15 protein-coding genes are annotated in these 17,574 nt (G+C 68.7%); 13 read left to right on the top strand and 2 right to left on the bottom strand.

What is annotated here, in order from left to right; all coding sequences use genetic code 11:
- Positions 1 to 5 precede the first annotated feature (5 nt).
- From ACLJRM_RS02740 to ACLJRM_RS02715, 6 genes are all read left to right on the top strand, one after another.
- Entirely contained in the window at positions 6 to 1,646 is a 1,641-nt protein-coding gene (locus tag ACLJRM_RS02740) for an ABC transporter substrate-binding protein (protein ID WP_101607520.1), read from the top strand.
- Between the two features lie 3 nt (positions 1,647 to 1,649).
- Positions 1,650 to 2,615 (top strand): ABC transporter permease, encoded by a 966-nt coding sequence (locus ACLJRM_RS02735; protein WP_101607521.1) that lies wholly within the window; start codon positions 1,650 to 1,652, stop codon positions 2,613 to 2,615.
- Complete coding sequence (locus ACLJRM_RS02730; RefSeq protein WP_410662146.1) at positions 2,612 to 3,547, top strand: ABC transporter permease; 936 nt, start codon at positions 2,612 to 2,614, stop codon at positions 3,545 to 3,547. Before ACLJRM_RS02735 ends, ACLJRM_RS02730 begins: the two co-directional genes overlap by 4 nt.
- Positions 3,544 to 4,512, top strand: coding sequence for an ABC transporter ATP-binding protein (locus ACLJRM_RS02725; protein WP_101607523.1), 969 nt, complete (start codon positions 3,544 to 3,546; stop codon positions 4,510 to 4,512). Before ACLJRM_RS02730 ends, ACLJRM_RS02725 begins: the two co-directional genes overlap by 4 nt.
- A complete protein-coding gene (locus ACLJRM_RS02720; protein WP_410662145.1) occupies positions 4,509 to 5,507 on the top strand; it encodes an ABC transporter ATP-binding protein in 999 nt (332 codons plus the stop codon). The genes ACLJRM_RS02725 and ACLJRM_RS02720 overlap by 4 nt, the downstream gene beginning before the upstream one ends.
- A gap of 70 nt (positions 5,508 to 5,577) precedes the next feature.
- Positions 5,578 to 7,161, top strand: coding sequence for an N-acyl-D-amino-acid deacylase family protein (locus ACLJRM_RS02715; RefSeq protein ID WP_410662144.1), 1,584 nt, complete (start codon positions 5,578 to 5,580; stop codon positions 7,159 to 7,161).
- A gap of 3 nt (positions 7,162 to 7,164) precedes the next feature.
- On the opposite strand, the gene ACLJRM_RS02710 is transcribed toward ACLJRM_RS02715, so the two are convergent.
- A complete protein-coding gene (locus ACLJRM_RS02710) occupies positions 7,165 to 8,775 on the bottom strand; it encodes a helix-turn-helix domain-containing protein (RefSeq protein WP_410662143.1) in 1,611 nt (536 codons plus the stop codon).
- A gap of 93 nt (positions 8,776 to 8,868) precedes the next feature.
- Between ACLJRM_RS02710 and ACLJRM_RS02705 the strand changes: the two genes are divergently transcribed.
- From ACLJRM_RS02705 to ACLJRM_RS02675, 7 genes are all read left to right on the top strand, one after another.
- Positions 8,869 to 9,735 (top strand): hypothetical protein, encoded by an 867-nt coding sequence (locus tag ACLJRM_RS02705; protein ID WP_410662142.1) that lies wholly within the window; start codon positions 8,869 to 8,871, stop codon positions 9,733 to 9,735.
- Entirely contained in the window at positions 9,732 to 10,841 is a 1,110-nt protein-coding gene (menC, locus tag ACLJRM_RS02700; protein WP_410662141.1) for an o-succinylbenzoate synthase, read from the top strand. Before ACLJRM_RS02705 ends, menC begins: the two co-directional genes overlap by 4 nt.
- Before the next feature lie 11 nt (positions 10,842 to 10,852).
- Positions 10,853 to 11,968, top strand: coding sequence for a serine hydrolase domain-containing protein (locus ACLJRM_RS02695; protein WP_410662140.1), 1,116 nt, complete (start codon positions 10,853 to 10,855; stop codon positions 11,966 to 11,968).
- 727 nt (positions 11,969 to 12,695) lie between these two features.
- A complete protein-coding gene (locus ACLJRM_RS02690; protein WP_410662139.1) occupies positions 12,696 to 13,205 on the top strand; it encodes a hypothetical protein in 510 nt (169 codons plus the stop codon).
- Between the two features lie 87 nt (positions 13,206 to 13,292).
- Positions 13,293 to 14,750, top strand: coding sequence for an FAD-dependent oxidoreductase (locus ACLJRM_RS02685; protein WP_410662138.1), 1,458 nt, complete (start codon positions 13,293 to 13,295; stop codon positions 14,748 to 14,750).
- Positions 14,747 to 15,817, top strand: coding sequence for a hypothetical protein (locus ACLJRM_RS02680; protein WP_410662137.1), 1,071 nt, complete (start codon positions 14,747 to 14,749; stop codon positions 15,815 to 15,817). Before ACLJRM_RS02685 ends, ACLJRM_RS02680 begins: the two co-directional genes overlap by 4 nt.
- A gap of 26 nt (positions 15,818 to 15,843) precedes the next feature.
- Complete coding sequence (locus tag ACLJRM_RS02675; protein WP_410662136.1) at positions 15,844 to 16,443, top strand: TetR/AcrR family transcriptional regulator; 600 nt, start codon at positions 15,844 to 15,846, stop codon at positions 16,441 to 16,443.
- A 65-nt stretch (positions 16,444 to 16,508) separates the two neighbouring features.
- On the opposite strand, the gene ACLJRM_RS02670 is transcribed toward ACLJRM_RS02675, so the two are convergent.
- On the bottom strand, positions 16,509 to 17,573 hold the full coding sequence (locus ACLJRM_RS02670) for an XRE family transcriptional regulator (RefSeq protein WP_410662135.1): 1,065 nt from the start codon (positions 17,571 to 17,573) through the stop codon (positions 16,509 to 16,511).
- Position 17,574 lies beyond the last annotated feature (1 nt).

Raw genomic sequence — 17,574 nt, 5'->3', positions numbered from 1 at the left:
AATCGATGAGAAAAGCGTTAGCGGCACTCGCCGCGGTGCTCCTGGCCTGCAGTGGCCTGAGCGCCTGCGCCCGTGCCGGAAGTCAAACCGCCGACGGTGACATCTACCGCCTCGGCTCCGATCAGGCCATCGACTCGATGAACCCGTTCGTCTCCGTGGTGACGACGGCGTTCGCGGTGTACGAGCAGATCTATCCGACGCTGGTCCAGCTGGATCCGGAAGGCAGGTTCGTCGCCGAGTTCGCGAGCACCTGGACCACCTCGGAGGACGGGCGGACCTGGACCTTCCGCACGCATCCCGGTGCCACCTGGTCGGACGGCAAGCCGCTCACGGCAGCCGACGCGGCGTGGACCTTGAACACGATCGCCGCGTTCAAGGACGGGCCTACCGCGGGCCTCGCCAACTATGTGTCCGATTTGGACGAAGCGAGCACGCCTGACCCGAACACCTTGGTACTGCGGTATTCCCGTCCCGTCGCGAACGTGCTCAACCGGCTCATGAGCGTGCCGATCCTGCCCGAGCACGTCTGGCGCGAGTACGCCGGCGGCGACGGGGAGGCACTGACCACCTTCCCGAACAACGCCCCGGTCGTCTCCGGTGGTCCGTTCGTCCTCGTCCGGCACGTACCCAAGCAGGTCGCCTTGTTCAAACGCAATCCGGCCTATTACGGACCGAAACCGCATATCGCGGGTTTCGGGATCCAGTTCTTCAGCTCCGACGACGCGATGATCACGGCGCTGAAGAGCCGCCAGCTCGACGCCGTCCGGACGGTACCGTCCACTTCGGTCGCCAACCTCGAGTCCGCGGGGTTCGAGGTCATCTCCTCGCCGGGACTGAGATTCGAGAGCATCACCGTCAACGCGAACCCGAAGCAGCGACCCGAGCACCGGGAGCTGGCCGACCCGTTGCTGCGCCAGGCCTTCGACCACACGATCAACCGCGCGCAGATCGTCGAGACCTCGTTGCTCGGACACGGCCGCCCCGGGGCGTCGATCATCCCGCCGGGTACCGCGAACTGGGCCGACCGCTCGCTCCAGCCGACCCCGTTCGACCTCGGCGCCGCGAACCGGCTGCTCGACCAGGCCGGCTACCGGCGGGGCCCGGACGGGACCCGGATCGCGAACGGCCACCCGATGGACTACCCGGTCATCCTGCCGGAGGACACCTACGGCGGCGCGGGCCTGCGCTCGTTCCAGATCATCCGGTCCGACTTCGCGAAGATCGGCGTGCGCCTCACCGCGAAGCTGCTGGACAACGCGGCGGCCAACGAGGCGGTGATGGCCAACGAGTCCCAGGACTTCGCGATGACCATGTGGGGCTGGAGCGGCGGGACGGGCGATCCCGACGACACGCTCAACTACCTGACCTGTCAAAGCTGGGGGATCCTCAACGACACCGGGTACTGCAGCGAGGAATGGGACGACCTGTACGCGCGGCAAGGCGCCGCGATGACGCCCGCCGAACGGCACGGGATCGTCGACGAGATGCAGCGGCTCGCCGCCCGCGAACGGGTACTGCTGGTGATCGCCTATCCCGATTCGATCGAAGCGCATTCGCGGGAGTGGGTCGATCTCCCGCAGGTGGGCGGCAACTCGTTCTCCTCGGAGTCGAAGATCCCGCTTCTTTCCGTGCGACGGGCGGGCTGAGCCATGCGCGTCCTGGAGTACGTACTGCGCCGGGGGATCTTCTCCCTGGTGACGATCTTCCTCGCGATCACCGGCAATTTCTTCCTGTTCCGGGTGCTGCCCGGCGACGCGGTGAGCAATCTGGCCAAGGTGCCCCATTCCACCCCGGAGCTGCAGCACGCCCTGATGGTCCGGTTCGGCCTGGACAAGTCCAAATGGGACCAGTACCTCATCTACCTGAAGAACCTGCTGCACGGTGATCTCGGGGTTTCCTTCACCTACCAGGAATCCGTGAGTCATCTGTTGCTGGACGACCTCGAGAACACGGTGGTGCTGGCCGGTGTCGGCACGCTGGGAGCGATCTTCATCGGGATCCTCTCCGGCGTCATGTCCGCCTGGCGACGATCCTCTCCGCTCGACCACCTCAACACCGGCGTGGCGACCCTGGTCTATTCGTTCCCCGCACAGTGGCTCGGCCTCGTCCTGCTGATCCTCTTCGCCGGGGTCCTGCCGGCGGGCGGGATGTCGGACCAGTTCCTGTTCGACAGCCCGCCGTTCTGGCAGCACGCGGCGGACGTGGGCGGTCACCTGGTCCTGCCCGCGGCGACCATGATCCTCACCGCGTACGGCGGCTACACGCTGGTCGTCCGGTCCTCGGTGCTGGAGACACTCGGCGAGGACTACGTACTGACAGCGCGGGCGAAGGGGATCCCCGCCCGCCGGGTGGTCTGGCGTCACGCCGTCCGCAACGCCCTGCTGCCGATCGTCACCATGGTCGCGCTCGACCTCGGCTACGTGGTGGGCGGCGCGGTGCTGGTCGAGGTGATCTTCAGCTGGCCGGGCCTCGGCATGGCCACCTTCACCGCGATCGGCCAGCGGGACTACCCGATGATCCAGGGCGCCTTCCTGATCCTGACCGTCTCGGTGATCCTGCTGAACTTCGTCGCCGATCTGGTCTGTTTCCGACTCGATCGAAGGGTGAGCGCATGAGCGTCCGCATCGGTGACACCGGGGCCGACGGCCGGGCCGGGATCTTCCGCAAAGTGCTGCGCGACCACAAGTCCGCGGCGGTCGGGCTGGCGCTCATCGCGCTTTTTGTGCTGGTCTCGATTCTCGCGCCCTATCTTTCGCCGCACAGCGCTGTCGAGAGCAGTTGCGCCGTCTTCGAACCCCCGTCCGCGCGGCATTGGCTCGGCTGTGACGACGGCGGCGTCGACATGGTTTCCCTGCTCATGCACGGCGGGCAGACCTCGCTCGTCGTCGCGTTCACCGCGACCCTGGTCTCGATGGCGATCGGCGGCACGGTCGCCATCGTGGCGGGCTACTTCGGGGGCTGGCCCGACACCGTCCTGATGCGCGTCACCGACGTCCTGCTGGTCCTGCCGGATCTGGTGCTGGCGATGGTGATCGCCGCGGTGTGGGGGCCGAGCCTGTTCCACGTGATCCTGGTGATCGGCCTGCTGCAATGGACTTCCACCGCCCGGATCGTCCGCGCCGAGGTGATGTCGTTGCGCGAACGGGCTTATGTCAAACGCGCGAGAGGACTCGGCGCGAGCAACGGCCGGGTGATCGTCCGGCACATCCTTCCCCACGTCGGACCGCTGCTGATCGCCAACACCGTGCTGACCGTTTCGGCGGCGATCTACCTGGAGACCGCGCTGGCCTTCCTCGGCCTGCAGGATCCCAGCGTCACGACCTGGGGCACGATCCTGGAACACGCGTTCGCGCGGACCGCGATCAGTTCCGGTGCCTGGTGGGCGATCGTGCCCGACGGCTTCGTCATCGCCGCGGTGAGCATCGGGTGCTTCCTGCTCGGGCGGGCCATCGAAGACGCGCTGAACCCCCGGCTCAAGGTCTCGCATCTCTCGGGGCGGCGCTGGCGTCTGCGCGCCCTCGTCGCGAAGGGGGCGAACGCCCGATGAGCGTGTTGGAAGTCAGCGATCTGCACGTCTGGTTCGATCTGCCGCACGGCGGCCAGGTCCACCCGGTCGACGGCGTGAGTTTCGCACTAGAGCCCAGCGAGCGGTTCGGCCTCGTCGGAGAGTCCGGCTGCGGGAAGACCACCACCATCCTCGCGTTGATGGGACTGCTCCCGGCGACCGCGTCGGTCTCCGGCCAGGTCCGGATCGACGGCACGGACATCCTGGCCGACGGCGAGGACTCGGTCCGCGGCCACCGCTGGCGGGACATCGCGATGGTGTTCCAGGGCGCGATGAACGCGCTCAACCCGGTCAAGACGGTGGGCTGGCAGATCGCCGAACCGATGGCCCACCACGGCGTCGCCCGCGGGAAGCGGGCCCGCGAACGGGTCCGGGAGCTGCTCGAACTCGTCGGCATCCCCGCCGCGGCCGCGAACCGCTATCCGCACGAGTTCTCCGGTGGCATGCGCCAGCGGCTCTCCATCGCGATGGCGCTGGCCTGCGAGCCGAAGATCCTGCTCGCCGACGAACCGACGACGGCGCTGGACGTGATGGTCCAGGCGCAGATCCTCGAACTGCTCACCCGGCTGACCGACGAACTCGGCATGGCGCTGGTCCTGGTCACCCACGACCTGCCGGTGGTGACGCAGTTCTGTCACCGGGCCGCGGTGATGTACGCCGGGAAGATGGTCGAGGACGGTCCGGCGGACGAGCTCACGTCGGCCTCCCGGCATCCGTACACCCGGCTGCTGTTCGCGGCCACGCCGGATCTGTACGGGCGGGAACCGCTCGTCTCCATTCCCGGCGCGCCGCCGAGGCTGGACGCCGAGATCACCGGCTGCGCCTTCCGGCCCCGGTGCGACGTGCCGATGGACCGCTGTGGCGGCGAGCATCCGTTGCTGCGCACCGCCGGGCCCGGCCATCGCGCCGCCTGTTTCCGCAACGAAGAACCGGTGGAGTCACGATGAATCAGGCCCTGCTCGAGGTCGAGGACCTCGCGATCCACTACCCGGTGCGGCGCGGCGTCGTCCAGGCGCTGGCCAGACGTCCCCGAAGCGTCGTGCACGCGGTGGACGGCGTCAGTTTCCGCCTCGGCCGCGGCGAGATGGTCGCCGTCGTCGGCGAGTCCGGCTGCGGGAAGTCCACCACCGCCTCGGCGATCTGCGGGCTCGTCCGGCCGACGGCCGGATCGGTCCGGCTCGACGGCGCGGAGATCAGCGGGCTTTCCGAGCGCGCGAAACGACCCGTTCGCCGCCGGGTCCAGATGATCTACCAGGATCCGTACGAGTCACTGGATCCGTTGTGCCGGGTCCGGGACATCCTGGAGGAACCGATGCTGATCCACGGCATCGGTGATTCCAAGGAGGCGCGCGCCACCTTGATCGAGGAGTCCCTCGAACGCAGTGGACTCGCGCCTGCCAAGGCATTCCTCGACCGCTACCCGCACGAGCTCTCCGGTGGCCAGCGGCAACGGGTCGCCATTGCCGCCGCACTCGTCCTCGATCCCGACGTCCTGCTGGCCGACGAACCGGTTTCGATGCTGGACGTCTCCGTCCGCGCCGGGGTGCTCACCTTGCTGGACACCCTCCGCAAGGACCGGGACACGGGGATCCTGATGATCACCCACGACCTGTCCACGGCCGCGCATTTCGCCGACCGGATCGTCGTGATGTACCTCGGCAGGATCGTCGAACAGGGACGCGCCCACGACGTGGTCCACCACCCCAAACATCCCTACACCAAGGCATTGCTGTCCGCCGTGCCCAAACGGGAGCCGGGGGAGCGGACGAAGCCGCGGTTGCTCACCGGCGAGACCCCGGATCCGGTCGACATCCCGCCGGGATGCCGGTTCCGTTCCCGCTGCCCGGTCGGCGAAAACGACTGCGAGGTCTCGGATCCGGCACTGCGGGCCGGACCGGGGGACGCGGATTCCGGCCACGAAGTCGCTTGCCTGCACGCCTGATCTCGTGAGTGGTAAGGGCGGTTCTAACCGTCCTTACCACTCACGAGGCCCACTCGAGAAAGGACACACAGTGCCTCCAGAACTCGTCATCCGGGGAGGTTCGGTCGTCGACGGCACGGGAGCCCCCGCCCGTCGGGCCGACGTTGCGATCTCCGGGGACCGCGTCGAAGCCGTCGGAGAACTTCCCGACTCCGGCTGCCCGGTGCTGGACGCCGAGGGCTGCGTGGTCGCGCCGGGGTTCATCAACGTCCTCAGCCACGGCTACGAAACCCTGCAACTGGACCCCCGGGGCCTTTCCGATCTGTACCAGGGGATCACCACGGAGATCTTCGGCGAGGGACGGTCGCTGGGACCGGTCACCGGCAAGATGGCCGACATCGTCGGCGGCGAGCCGCAGCAGTACGGCGTCCGGACGAGCTGGCCTCGTCTCGGTGACTTTCTCGGCTACCTCGAGAAGGCCGGGGTCGGCCTGAACGTCGGCAGCTTCGTCGGCGCGGAGAACCTGCGGATGCCCTTCGCCGGCAACGAGGACCGGCCGTTGACCGACGACGAACTGGCCGCCGCCTGCGAGCTGCTCGACGCCGAGCTCGCCGACGGTGCCCTCGGCGTGGGATCCGCGTTGATCTATTCGCCGGGAAGCTATGCCTCCACCGAGGAACTGATCGCGTACGCGCGGGTCCTCGCCCGGCACGACGCGCTCTACATCTCCCACATCAGGGGTGAGTCCGAGAGGCTCCTGGAGTCCGTCGACGAACTCATCCGGATCGCGAGGGAGTCCACCGCCCGGGCGGAGATCTACCACCTGAAGGCTTCCGGCCGCGAGAACTGGCCCGCGATGAACAGCGTGTACGAACGGGTGGAGCAGGCGAGAGCGGCCGGGATCCAGGTGACCGCGGACGTCTACCCGTACGAGGCGGGTTCCACGTTCCTTTCGGCGTTCATCCCGCCGAAGTTCCACGAGGGCGGTCACGGTGAACTGGCCGCCCGGATCGCGGACGGGGAGACCAGGGCCGCGATCAAGACGGCCATCGGCAGTCCCGGGACGGACTGGGACAACCTGTACCTCGGATCGGGCGGCGCGGACGGGATCCTCCTGCTCGGCGACGGAGAACTCAAAGGCAGGACACTCGCCGAGGTCAGCGCCACCTGGGGCGACAGCGACCCTCTCGACACCCTGCTCGACATCGTCGCCGCGCATCCGAAGCTCCTGGTGGCCGAGTTCACCTCGTCCGAGGCACACGTCCTGCGCGCGCTCCGGTTCCCGTGGGTGTCGGTGTGCACGGACTCGGAGGCCCTCGCCGCGGAGCCGCCGTTCACCGACACCTCCATCCATCCCCGCACGTACGGCGCCTTCGCCCGCGTGGCCGGACGCTACGTCCGTGAGGGAGTGCTGACCCTCGAACAAGCCGTGCGGTGCATGACGAGCCTGCCCGCGGAGAACCTCAGGCTGGCCGATCGCGGCGTGGTCCGTCCCGGCGCCTTCGCGGATCTGACAGTCTTCGTGCCCGAAGAGGTCCAGGACAACGCCACCTACCTCGAGCCGCACCGGTACGCCGACGGCATGCGTCACGTCCTGGTCAACGGCCGTATCGCGTTCCAGGACGGCAAGCCGACCGGGACACTCGCCGGACGGGCGCTCCGACGGCGCCGGTGACGCTCACCAGCCGAGCTGATCGCCCAGCCGCAACCGCAGCCACAGCACCAGGCGCTCGTCCGGGTCGGCGAGATCGAAGCCGAAGATCTCCTCGGCGCGGGACAGCCGGTACCGGATCGTGTTCGGGTGCACGGAAAGCAGGCTGGACGCGGCCGCGGTGTCGCTGTTGGAGTCCAGGTAGGCGAGGAGGGTGGACGCGTAGGTCGTGCCGTGCTCGAGGTCGTGCGCGCGGATCGACGGCCCGAGCCTGCGGGGCAGCGCCTCGTGCGCGACGAGGATCTGGGCCAGGGCGGACAGCGTCGCGCCTGCCCACACCTCGTCGATCGAGGCCACCTGACAGGCCTCCGGCTCGCCCGGCCGTTCGGTGAGCGCGCGGAGGACCAGGTCCGCGTCGGCGCGCGAGTTCGCGATCGAGCGGAGGTCGGGGACCAGCGAACCGAGACCCGCTTGGACGCGCACCCGCAGCGCGCCGTGTGCTCGCCGGGCGATCCCGGCGACGAGATCGCGGTGCGCGTTCGGCGCCGGCCCGCCCGGCAACAGCGCGTAGACCGTGCCGTCGATCAGCGCGCAGCCGTGTTTGCCGTAGTGGGCCTCGCAGTGCAGGCTCACCAGGTCGGCGAGCCGGGTGGCCGCGTGGACCGCGAGCACCTCGTCGGCGTCTTCGGGACCGATCGCGAACGCGGCCACCGCCACCCCGGCGTTCGGGTCCAGGCCGAGTTGCGGGGCCACGGCGGTGACACTGCCCGGGTCGGCGAGCAGCCGCCGCACCAGGTCCGCGCGACGGCGCCGGACGGCGTCGTCCGCGGTCCGGGCCGCGAGCAGATGCAGCGCGGCGATGTCCGCGGCGTCGAAGAGGGCCTGATCGGCCGCCTGATCGAGACCGTTCTCCGCGTCGACGACCCAGATCGACCCGAGTACCTCGTTCCCGGCGCGAACCGCGACGCCGAGGCGGGGGAGACCGCCGGGAATGGCCGGGAACCGGCAGGTGCGCCGAGCCTGGGTGAGCGCCTGGTACTGCTCGTCGTAATGGTCCGGGGCGTCCGGCACCTGGAGGCCGAGAATGCCCTGGCGGCGGCCCTCGTCGATGCCCTGACCGGGCAGCGTCGAGTAGGAAAGGATGCGCCGGTACGGATCCTCGATCGTGGTCGCCCCGCCGACCATGCCCGCGATCGCGTTGGCCAGTGCGAAAAGATCGCCGACGGCCGGGCTGCCGGTGCCCTGCGTGGCCCGCGCCGCGGAGGCGAGGGCCGAGGAGATCATGGCGTCGAGATGGTGCCAGGCCACGGCTTCGTCGGCGGCGAGCAGAACGAGACCGGACCGCTGTGCGGCTTCGGCCAGTTCCGCGACCGGCTCGCCGAAACTCTTCACCACCACGCACGCGTGACCGGCCTCGGCCGCGGCTTCGACAAGGTCTTTCGCCTGGGACTCGGCCGTGCCCACCCCGACGGCGAGCAGGATCGCGCCCTTCACCGGAGGCAGCGGGGAACGTCGCTCGTGGATGAGCACGCTCGAGACCGGGACCGGCCGGTCCGGCAGCGCGGTCAACGGCCGGACCAGGGAAGCGCCCAGTGCGTCGAGGACCTGTCCGAGGTCCGGTTCCTCAGTGTCGAGCATGTTCACCTCTTTAGCCGGTCGCACAAAACATTCACGAATTCTCTGGACCGGCACTCGTAGGCGGGTGGCCAGTGTGGACGTGAGGCTGTCAGCATGCACCTTCCAGGCAGGGCGCCGCGGGCCGCCCCGACGACAGTACCCACGGCGGCCCGGGCGAGTGCCGTCGAAGTCGCCGCGCGTGCCGCGGCCCGTGCGGGTGTCCGGATCCGGCTGGCCGAAGACCTCGTCACGGTCGAGGCGGTTTCGCGTTTCCTCGCCGGGGTATGGCAGACACCCGAACACCAGCCACCGCTCGGAGTCGACGCGTTGCGCGCCTTCGCGCACGCCGGCGGCGCCGTGCACTACTCCAGCGACGGGGACGAGGTCATCGCGGCCTCCGTGCTGTTGTTCTGCCGACCTGCTTCCCGAGCCGTCTACTCGATGATCGCCGCCGCACGCACGAGTGATCGCGGAGTGGGTTTCGCCCTCAAGCAGGCACAGCGGGTGTGGGCGCTCGACCACGGCGCGACCTCCATGATCTGGACCTTCGATCCGCTGGTGAGCCGCAACGCCCACTTCAACCTGGCCAAACTCGGCGCGACCGCCGGTGAGTACCGGGTGAACTTCTTCGGCCACATCGACGACGGTGTCAACGGGCACGACGAGACCGATCGGCTCACCGCCGTCTGGTCACTCGCCGAGCCGCGACCGGATCACGTCGTCGGACCCGACTTCGGGAGCGCGGAGGTCGACGCGGCCCGCGCGCCGGACGGCAGGGCGCTCAGCGCCCGGGACGAAAACGGTCACTGGTGCCGGATTCCCGCCGACATCGTCGCCACCCGCCGCGAGGACAGGGAACTCGCGGCCGCATGGCGGGAAGCGGTCCGCGGTGTCCTGCTCCCGGCCTTCGACGCGGGTTTCACCGTGACCGGCTTCAGCAGGGCCGGCTGGTACCGCCTGACCAGAACGGAGCAGCCGTGAAGATCGAGCTCGTCGAACTCGTCGAGGTCCGCCTTCCCCTCGTCCGTCCTTTCAGGACTTCGTGCGGGATCGACACCGAGCGGCGCACCCTGCTGCTGCACGTGGTGACCGACGCCGCCGAAGGCTGGGCGGAGTTCGGGGGAGACCCCGAACCGATGTACAGCGCGGAGTTCGCCGCCGGGGCCGAACGTGTCCTCACCGATCATCTCGTGCCGAGGGTCACCGCGCTGGACCGGCCGACCGCCGCCCGGATCGCCGGCGCGATGGTCCCGGTCAAAGGCAACCCCATGGCCAAGGCACTGCTCGAAACGGCGATCCTCGACGCCGAATGCCGCGCGCACGAGATGCCGCTGGCGACCTACCTCGGCGGGGTGCGCGACCGCGTCGCCGCGGGGGTGTCCGTGGGGATCACGGACACGATCGCGGACCTGCTGGAAACGGTGTCCGGCTATCTGGAGCAGGGCTACGTCCGGATCAAACTCAAGATCGAACCGGGCTGGGACCTCGAGCCCGTCCGCGCCGTCCGCCGAGAGTTCGGTGACGGCACCGCGTTGCAGGTCGACGCGAACACCGCCTACTCGCTCACCGACGCCGAACACCTGCGCCGCCTCGACGACTTCGGCCTGGTCCAGATCGAACAACCGCTCGCGGAGGACGATTTGCGCGGCCACGCCGAGCTGGCGAAGCTGTTGCGCACACCCCTCTGCCTCGACGAGTCGATCCACTCCGCGCGCGACGCCGCCACCGCGATCGCGCTGGGCGCCTGCCGCATCGTCAACATCAAGCCCAGCCGGGTCGGGGGCTACCTCGAGGCCCGCCGGATCCACGATGTCTGTGTGGCGCAGGGGATCCCCGTCTGGTGTGGCGGAATGCTCGAAACCGGGATCGGTCGCGCGCAGAACCTGGCGCTCGCCGCGCTGCCCGGATTCGTGCTGCCGAACGACATCTCCGCCTCCAGCCGCTACTACGCCGAGGATCTCACCGAAGCGTTCCGGCTCGACGGCGGCTCACTGTCCGTTCCGGACGGTCCGGGCAGCGGAGCGACCGTGCTACCGGCGGTGCTCGATCGCTACGCCGTCACGACACGGAAGTTGTACCCACAGTGAAAGGAGACATCATGCGAGGTTGGACCACTGTCGCCGCAACCTTGGCGGTCACGGCTTCTTTGGTGGCGGTGCCCGTCTCGTCGTCCGCGGTGCCACGATGCGACCCCCAACCCATCCAGACCGCGTTGGGATTACTGAAGAAAGCCGGTATCCCCGGGGTCTCCGTGACGGTGAAAAGCCCGCGCTGCGGCGTGTGGACCGGCGGCGTCGGTGTCGCCGACCGGGCGACGGGCCGCAAGGTCACCGGCGGCGAACACAGCCGGATCGGCAGCAACACCAAGACCTGGACGGCCACGGTCGTCCTCCAGCTCGTCGGCGAAGGCAGGATCGATCTCGACGACACCGTCGAGGATTTCTTCCCGAAACTCATCCGCACCAAGGACTACGACGGGCGCAAGATCACGGTCCGGCAGCTCCTCCAGCAGACGAGCGGCCTGCCCGACTTCCTCGACGCGCCGTTCTGGGAAGACGAGGAAGCGCACCGCTGGGATCACATCGAGCCCCTGCAGACGGTCCGGCAGGCGCTGGCCCTGCCCCCGCCCGACGACCGGGCCCCGTCGGGCTTCGCCTACTCCAACACCAACTACAACCTGGCTGGCATGATCGTCACGAAGGTGACCGGCCGCAGCATCGGCACCGAGATCACCCAGCGGATCATCAGGCCCCTCGGCCTGTGCGGCACCAGCTGGCCCGGCGACCGGACCACGCTCCCCAAGCCTGAACTGCGGAGCTACGTGGTCAGGAACGGGGCCTTGGCGGACAGGACGGAATGGAACACGTCCGCTCCCGACGCGTCGGGAGCGCTGATCTCGACCGGCGCCGACGCGACCGTCTTCTGGAACGCGCTGCTGACCGGGAAACTGCTGGCGCCCGCCCAGCTCGCCGAGATGAAGAAGACCGTCGACGACGGCTCGGGCGAGGGCTACGGCCTGGGCGTCGAGCGCTACGAGCTCACGCCGGGTCTCGTGACCTGGGGGCACAGCGGCGGGATGCCGAGCGGCCACGAGTTCAGGAACGCCGTCACCGAGGACGGCCAGCGGTCCGTGACCTTCCTGATCAACACGGACGAGTACAAGTGGCAGGACGTCGACGTCGCCATCGGTGACCTCGTCCGCGACATCCGCTGACCGCCCGAGATCGGCGTGGCGGGTTTTGTCGGTGCTGTTCGCCATCATGGAGCGGTGCCGAACGCCGAACGCTTGGTCCTGTCACTCACGGGGCCGGACAGTCACGTGATAAAACTCGCCCCGGGCCAGGGAAACCTGGTGATCGGGCCGTCCACCGGCGACGGTGGACGGCCCGACGCGATCGTCGATCCTCGGGATCGGATCGATTGGTCGGTCTTCGATCACTTCACGGGGCCCGTCGGCCACCCCTGGCCCCGGTACTTCACCTACCGGGGCGATGACACGGGTTTCCTGGAGTGGGCCCGCACCCGGCGGATCGAGCGGTTCGATTGGGCTCCGATGACCGCGGCCGCCGTCGATGCGGGCCAGGCCAAGATCTCGGTGTTCACGATTCGTTTGGGTACGGCGCCGGTGGAGGTGGCCGTACCTCGGTCACCGGACGGCCGCCACGAGTTCGCGGTGGCAGGGGACCTTTCGCTCCTCAGCGCCATCACGTCCAAGACGTCTTCGGATCCAGGGCCAGGGTCGGTGGCCTTCTCTCCCACGATCCGGCCTGGCCTGGCCGGTGAACCGGTGCGGTTGCCGGACTTCCCGGCCTTGGCGGCCGCGACGAATGTCAGTGTCAGCTGTGCGTCGCTGCGTCAGGCCTTCGATTGCGCTGGGTTGGCGCAGTTCGCCGGCGCCAGGTCGGTGAGTTTGAGCGGCCGCCTCGTGAACCTGGAAGCAGTTGGCCCTGCTGAGAAACCTGGAGAGCCTCCGCTTGTCCGACAGCCCCGATCTGTCGTCCTTTCCGGCTTTGGAAGAGTTCCCGAACCTGCACCAGTTCATGGCCTGGAACGTGGAGGAGGAAGCCGGAAAGCGCCTGCGATCCGAGTTGCGCGGGCTGACCAAGAGTTCCGGCCGGACCTGGGAACACAGTGGAGTGTCGCAATTACGTGCCCCTGCCTGGTTCGTCACGGAGTACGGGTTGCCGTTTTCCGAATGGCCCGCCAAGACAGGCCGGTTCGCCACCAAGACCTACCGCGCCGCCGCGCTTGGCATCAAGAACGCGAAGTCTGTGGCGGAGACGGCGGAAGTCGTTCGCGACTTCGTCCGGGCGTTCAACACCCGGCCCGACATCGACACGATCGAACGGGAAGACCTCGGTGAAGCGGTCGCCCTCCTGGTCGACGGCGAGCCGTTCGGCGTCACCGAGGAACTCGCGCTGTCGTGGTTCGACGAGGAGCGTGACTACTGAGTTCGAGCTCTTGACAGCTCCCGGCGTCGTTCATACATTCATGCAGGCGTTGTCACTTTGTATGAATGACGCTGGGAGCTGATCCTCATGCGACTCGGCAAGACCGCCGTCGTCCTCGGTGGCAGTGCCGCCGGCCTCTGCACCGCGGGCGCACTCGCCCCCTACTTCGACCAGGTCCTGGTGCTCGAACGGGACGAACTGCCCGCCGAGGCCGAACACCGGCGCGGAGTGCCGCAGAGCAAACACCCGCACTTCCTGCTGAACTCCGGCCGCCGCGCGATCGGCGAGCTGTTCCCCGGGTTCGAGGACGACCTCATCGCCGCCGGGGGACTGCATCTCATGCCGTCCATGGACGCCGCCTATCTCGACGGGGCGGGCTGGTCGGCGCGGAAACGCAGCGCGATGACGATGATCTACAGCTCGAGGATCCTCATCGAGCGCGTGCTGCGCGACAAGGTCCGTGCCCTGCCCGGGGTCGTGATCCGCGAAGGCGTGGCGGTGAGCGGCCTGACCACCCGGGACGGCGACGTCACCGGGGTCGGGTTCTCCACACGCGACGGCGACGAGCACGTCGACGCCGATTTCGTGGTGGACGCGATGGGCCGCGGCTCCTCGGTCGGCGCCTGGCTGGCGGCCGCCGGGTGGCCCGAGCCCGAGGTGCGGACCCTCGACGCCAAGGTCACTTACACCTCGCGCTGGTACGACCTGCCGTCCCGCGACGAGCGGCCCGCGTCCTGGTGGTGGCGGCACCTGGTGATCATGCCGACCCCCGACAAGGGCCAGCATCCCGCCGAGCACGAGTTCCTGGTCAACTTCTTCCCCATCGAAGAGAACCGCGTCATCGCGTGCATGGGCTCGTGGGGACTCGAAATGCCGCGTACCACCGAGGCGTTCGTCGAGTCGGCCCGCCGGGTGCGGGCGCCGCTGTTCGCGGCCGCGATGGACCGGTCCACCCCGACGTCGGAGGTGCACCTGACCCGGTCGACCGGCAACAAATGGCGCCGCTACGACCGTCTCCGCACCCCGCCGGGGCGCCTGGCGTTCGTCGGTGACTCGATCTGCGCGTTCAACCCGTTCTACGCACAGGGAATCAGTTCCGCCGCCGGTTCGGCGCTGCTGCTGCGAGGGCACCTCGCGGGTGCCGACCGTCTCGACACCCGATTCTCCGCCCGTTTCCTGGCCGCGCAACGGAAACTGCTCGCCGTGCCCTGGAGCTTGGCGATGGCGAGGGATCAGGGATATGCCTGCGCGGTGGGTACCGAAAAAGCGGGGGAGTGGAAGCGGCGTCTCCTCGCGGCGGTGTCCGGCCCGGCGTTCCGGCTCATCGTCGGCGCGTCCCGCGAGGACGACGTGGTGGACGAGCACTTCGCGAAGGTGTTCAACCTCGACGAGTCACTGCGCGACATGATGACCAATCCTCGGGTGCTCGCGGGGCTCCTGCGCTACCGGATCCGCGCCGCGCTGGGGCGGCACCGGGTTCCCTTCGACTTCGATGCCCGTGCCGAGCCGCCGGTCACGGACTACTCGCCGGCGGCTTCGCGATGAGCGCCGTCTGCGGGCCGGACGCGGAGGCCGTCACCCGCGGTCTCGGGTTCGACTGCCACGACGTTTCCCCCTGGCTTTCGATCCGCCCTCCTGGGGAAGCCGCGCACTGGACGATGCCGCTGCTGGAACTGCTCGTCATCGGCGGCGCCGTCTTCGCGCTGGTGCATGCGATCCGCCGTCACCGCGCGGGCGATCCGGTCAACCTGGCGCTGTGGTGCGCCTCCCTGGTCTACCTCTTCGTCATCGAGCCGCCGCTGTACTTCCCGGAGTGGTTCGGCCTCGAGCGGCAGTACGGATTCATCTTCGCCCACAACCGGTTCAGCGTGCAGTTCATGGCGGATCGGCTGCCGCTCTACATCGTGGCGTTCTATCCGATGATCAGCCAGCTCGCCTACGAGCTCGTACGGTCACTCGGGATCTTCCGCGCCCGCGGCGCGCTGATCGGATCGGTGGCCGTCGCTTTCGCCTGTCAGGTGTTCTACGAGGTCTTCGATCACCTCGGGCCCCAGCTGAAATGGTGGGCCTGGAACGGGAACAACCGGATCGTCAACCAGCCCGCGCTGGACGCGGTGCCCATGAACAGCATGCTGCTCTTCGCCTCCGTCTCCATGGGGGCGATGACCTACCTCGTCGTACGCCTGACCGGCACACGACGCGGATGGTCCCTCGCGGCACGCATCCTGCTGGCCGGTGTGCTCACCCCGCTGACCATGGCGATCGCCGGACTCCCGTCGAGCCTGTTCGCCGGGAACACCACCGCGCAGGCCTGGGTGCTCGGCGCCGAACTGGCCTTGCTGTGGCTGGCAGGCACGTGGATCTTCGTCCGGCACCGAGGCCCCGGCCTCCCCCTGCCCGCCTTCGCCAGGTTCTATCCCGCCGTCTACCTGGGCGTCATGGCCGTGTTCTGGCTCGGCGCACTGCCTTCCTTCCTCGCCGCCGAGGGCGGCATCACCGAAGCCGGCACCCCGATCGGCAGCGGCCTCTACGCGCTCGCCTGCTTCCTCGGCGCCGGGCTGATGCTCGCCGCGCTGTACCGCGTGCGGCGCGAGGCACCTGCCGCCGTCTGAGCTTCTCCTTCGGGGAAGATGGGGTCATGGGGCACCACGGATGGCAGGGCAACCCGCCCGGAACCGAGCGCGAGGCACGCCGCCGGATCGTCGAAGCGGCGACGGCCTGCATCGACCGCGTCGGCCTCGCCAAGACCAGCCTCTCCGACGTCGCCGCGGAGGCCGGCATCACCCGGCAGACCGTCTACCGCTACTTCGCGAGCCTGGCCGACATCCTCGGCGCGGTCGCGCTGGACCGCGTCGAGGAGTTCGCCGGGCGGATGGAGCGGCACCTGGCCACATTCGGCACCGCCGTTGAGGTCGCCGTGGAATCCGTGGTGTTCGGCGTACGGGTGGTTCCCGCCGAGCCGTACCTGGGACTGCTGCTGAAGGCGGGCGAAGCCGACGTCTTCACCGTGGCGGTGACGTCGTCACAGTCCTTCTCTCTCGGCGCGAGGATCCTGCGGAACGTGCCGGTCGATTGGGCCGCGGCGGGCGTCGAGTCCGATGAGGACTTCGAAGGGCTCGCCGAGATGCTGATGCGGCTGTTCCTCTCGTTCCTGCAGTACCCCTCGGAGCCCGCGCACACCGATGAGGAGTTGCGCGCGCTCGTCCGTCGCTGGATCGGGCCGGCGCTGGGCGGCTGACCCGGTCGGGCTACATCTGCCGCTCGATGGTGTGAAGGCGGTCGAGGAATGACGCGGCCTCCGACTCACCGGCGAACCTCTCTCGCAGGATCCCGGAGAGATCGCGGGCCACGAGGAGGAGAGAGGGGAGCGACGTGCGCTCTCCGTCGAGCGCACGTTGACCGCGTCCGATCGCCTCGTCGAGGTCTCCTTCGCGAGCCGCGACGACACCGAGGGTGATCTGAGCTTCGGAGACTCTCATCGGCCAGCGGTCGAAATCGGTACTTGCTCGGATCCACCACGAAGTGGTTGTCGATACTGTCCGGGTACGGCATCGCCTCAAGAAGGGTGCGCCCCTTCTCCAAAGCGACTTGCATCTCCTCCCCGCGGCCCATGCGAGCCCAGGCTTTCGCTTCTTGTGCTGCCAACTGGACCGACACACTGTGCTTGCCAGCGACAGCTTGACCGGCTTCCGCCGCGATCGTGACGTCGAGGTAGTCGCCTCGCGTCAACGAGAACCAGGCGCGCATCTCATGAGCCCAGCCCATGATTCCGCCGCTGCCGGAAGCCTTCCCCAGACCGAGGGCGGTGTTGCGGCTGGCTTCCGCCGAGGCCCGGTCGCCGAGGTCGTACTCGAGGCATCCGACCAGCAGCGCGAGCCAGCCGGCCAGTTCCTGCACGTTCCGTTGCTGCCGAAGGGGCAGTCTCTGCATCCCGATCAGCCGACGAAGCCACCGGCGACCTTCGGGAATCAGCTCGGCCGGCGGGCGTCGGGAGTACTCGGAACACAGCTTGTCGACGACGATCCGGACAGCTTCGAGAGTGGCTTCGTTGACTTCGGACGCTTGAAGCCGGCTAACGACCTCCAGCGTGTCCATGCCGGTATCGAAGGTTGCGGTCGGACGTCCGGGTGGCGGGAACAGGGCTGCTGTCACAGTGCCGAGCGTCGCCGCGATCATCGGCTGGTGGGAGGCGTCGGGCATGTCGTCGCCTTGTTCCCATGCCTCCCAGCGTCGGCAGAGGTCGTCGTTTTCCGGCAACGGGGCGCCGATGTGCTCGCGCATTCGCCGAGCGACGTCGGCTGGCGTCCATTCGCGTGCCTCGCGCAGGGTGCGCATGCGCCGGGCCCACGGCGGAAGATCGGCGGTCATC

Source organism: Amycolatopsis sp. lyj-84, assembly GCF_046549075.1.
Classification (GTDB): domain Bacteria; phylum Actinomycetota; class Actinomycetes; order Mycobacteriales; family Pseudonocardiaceae; genus Amycolatopsis.
Note: the sequence above shows the minus strand (reverse complement) of the source record. Positions and strands in the feature narration are given on the sequence as shown.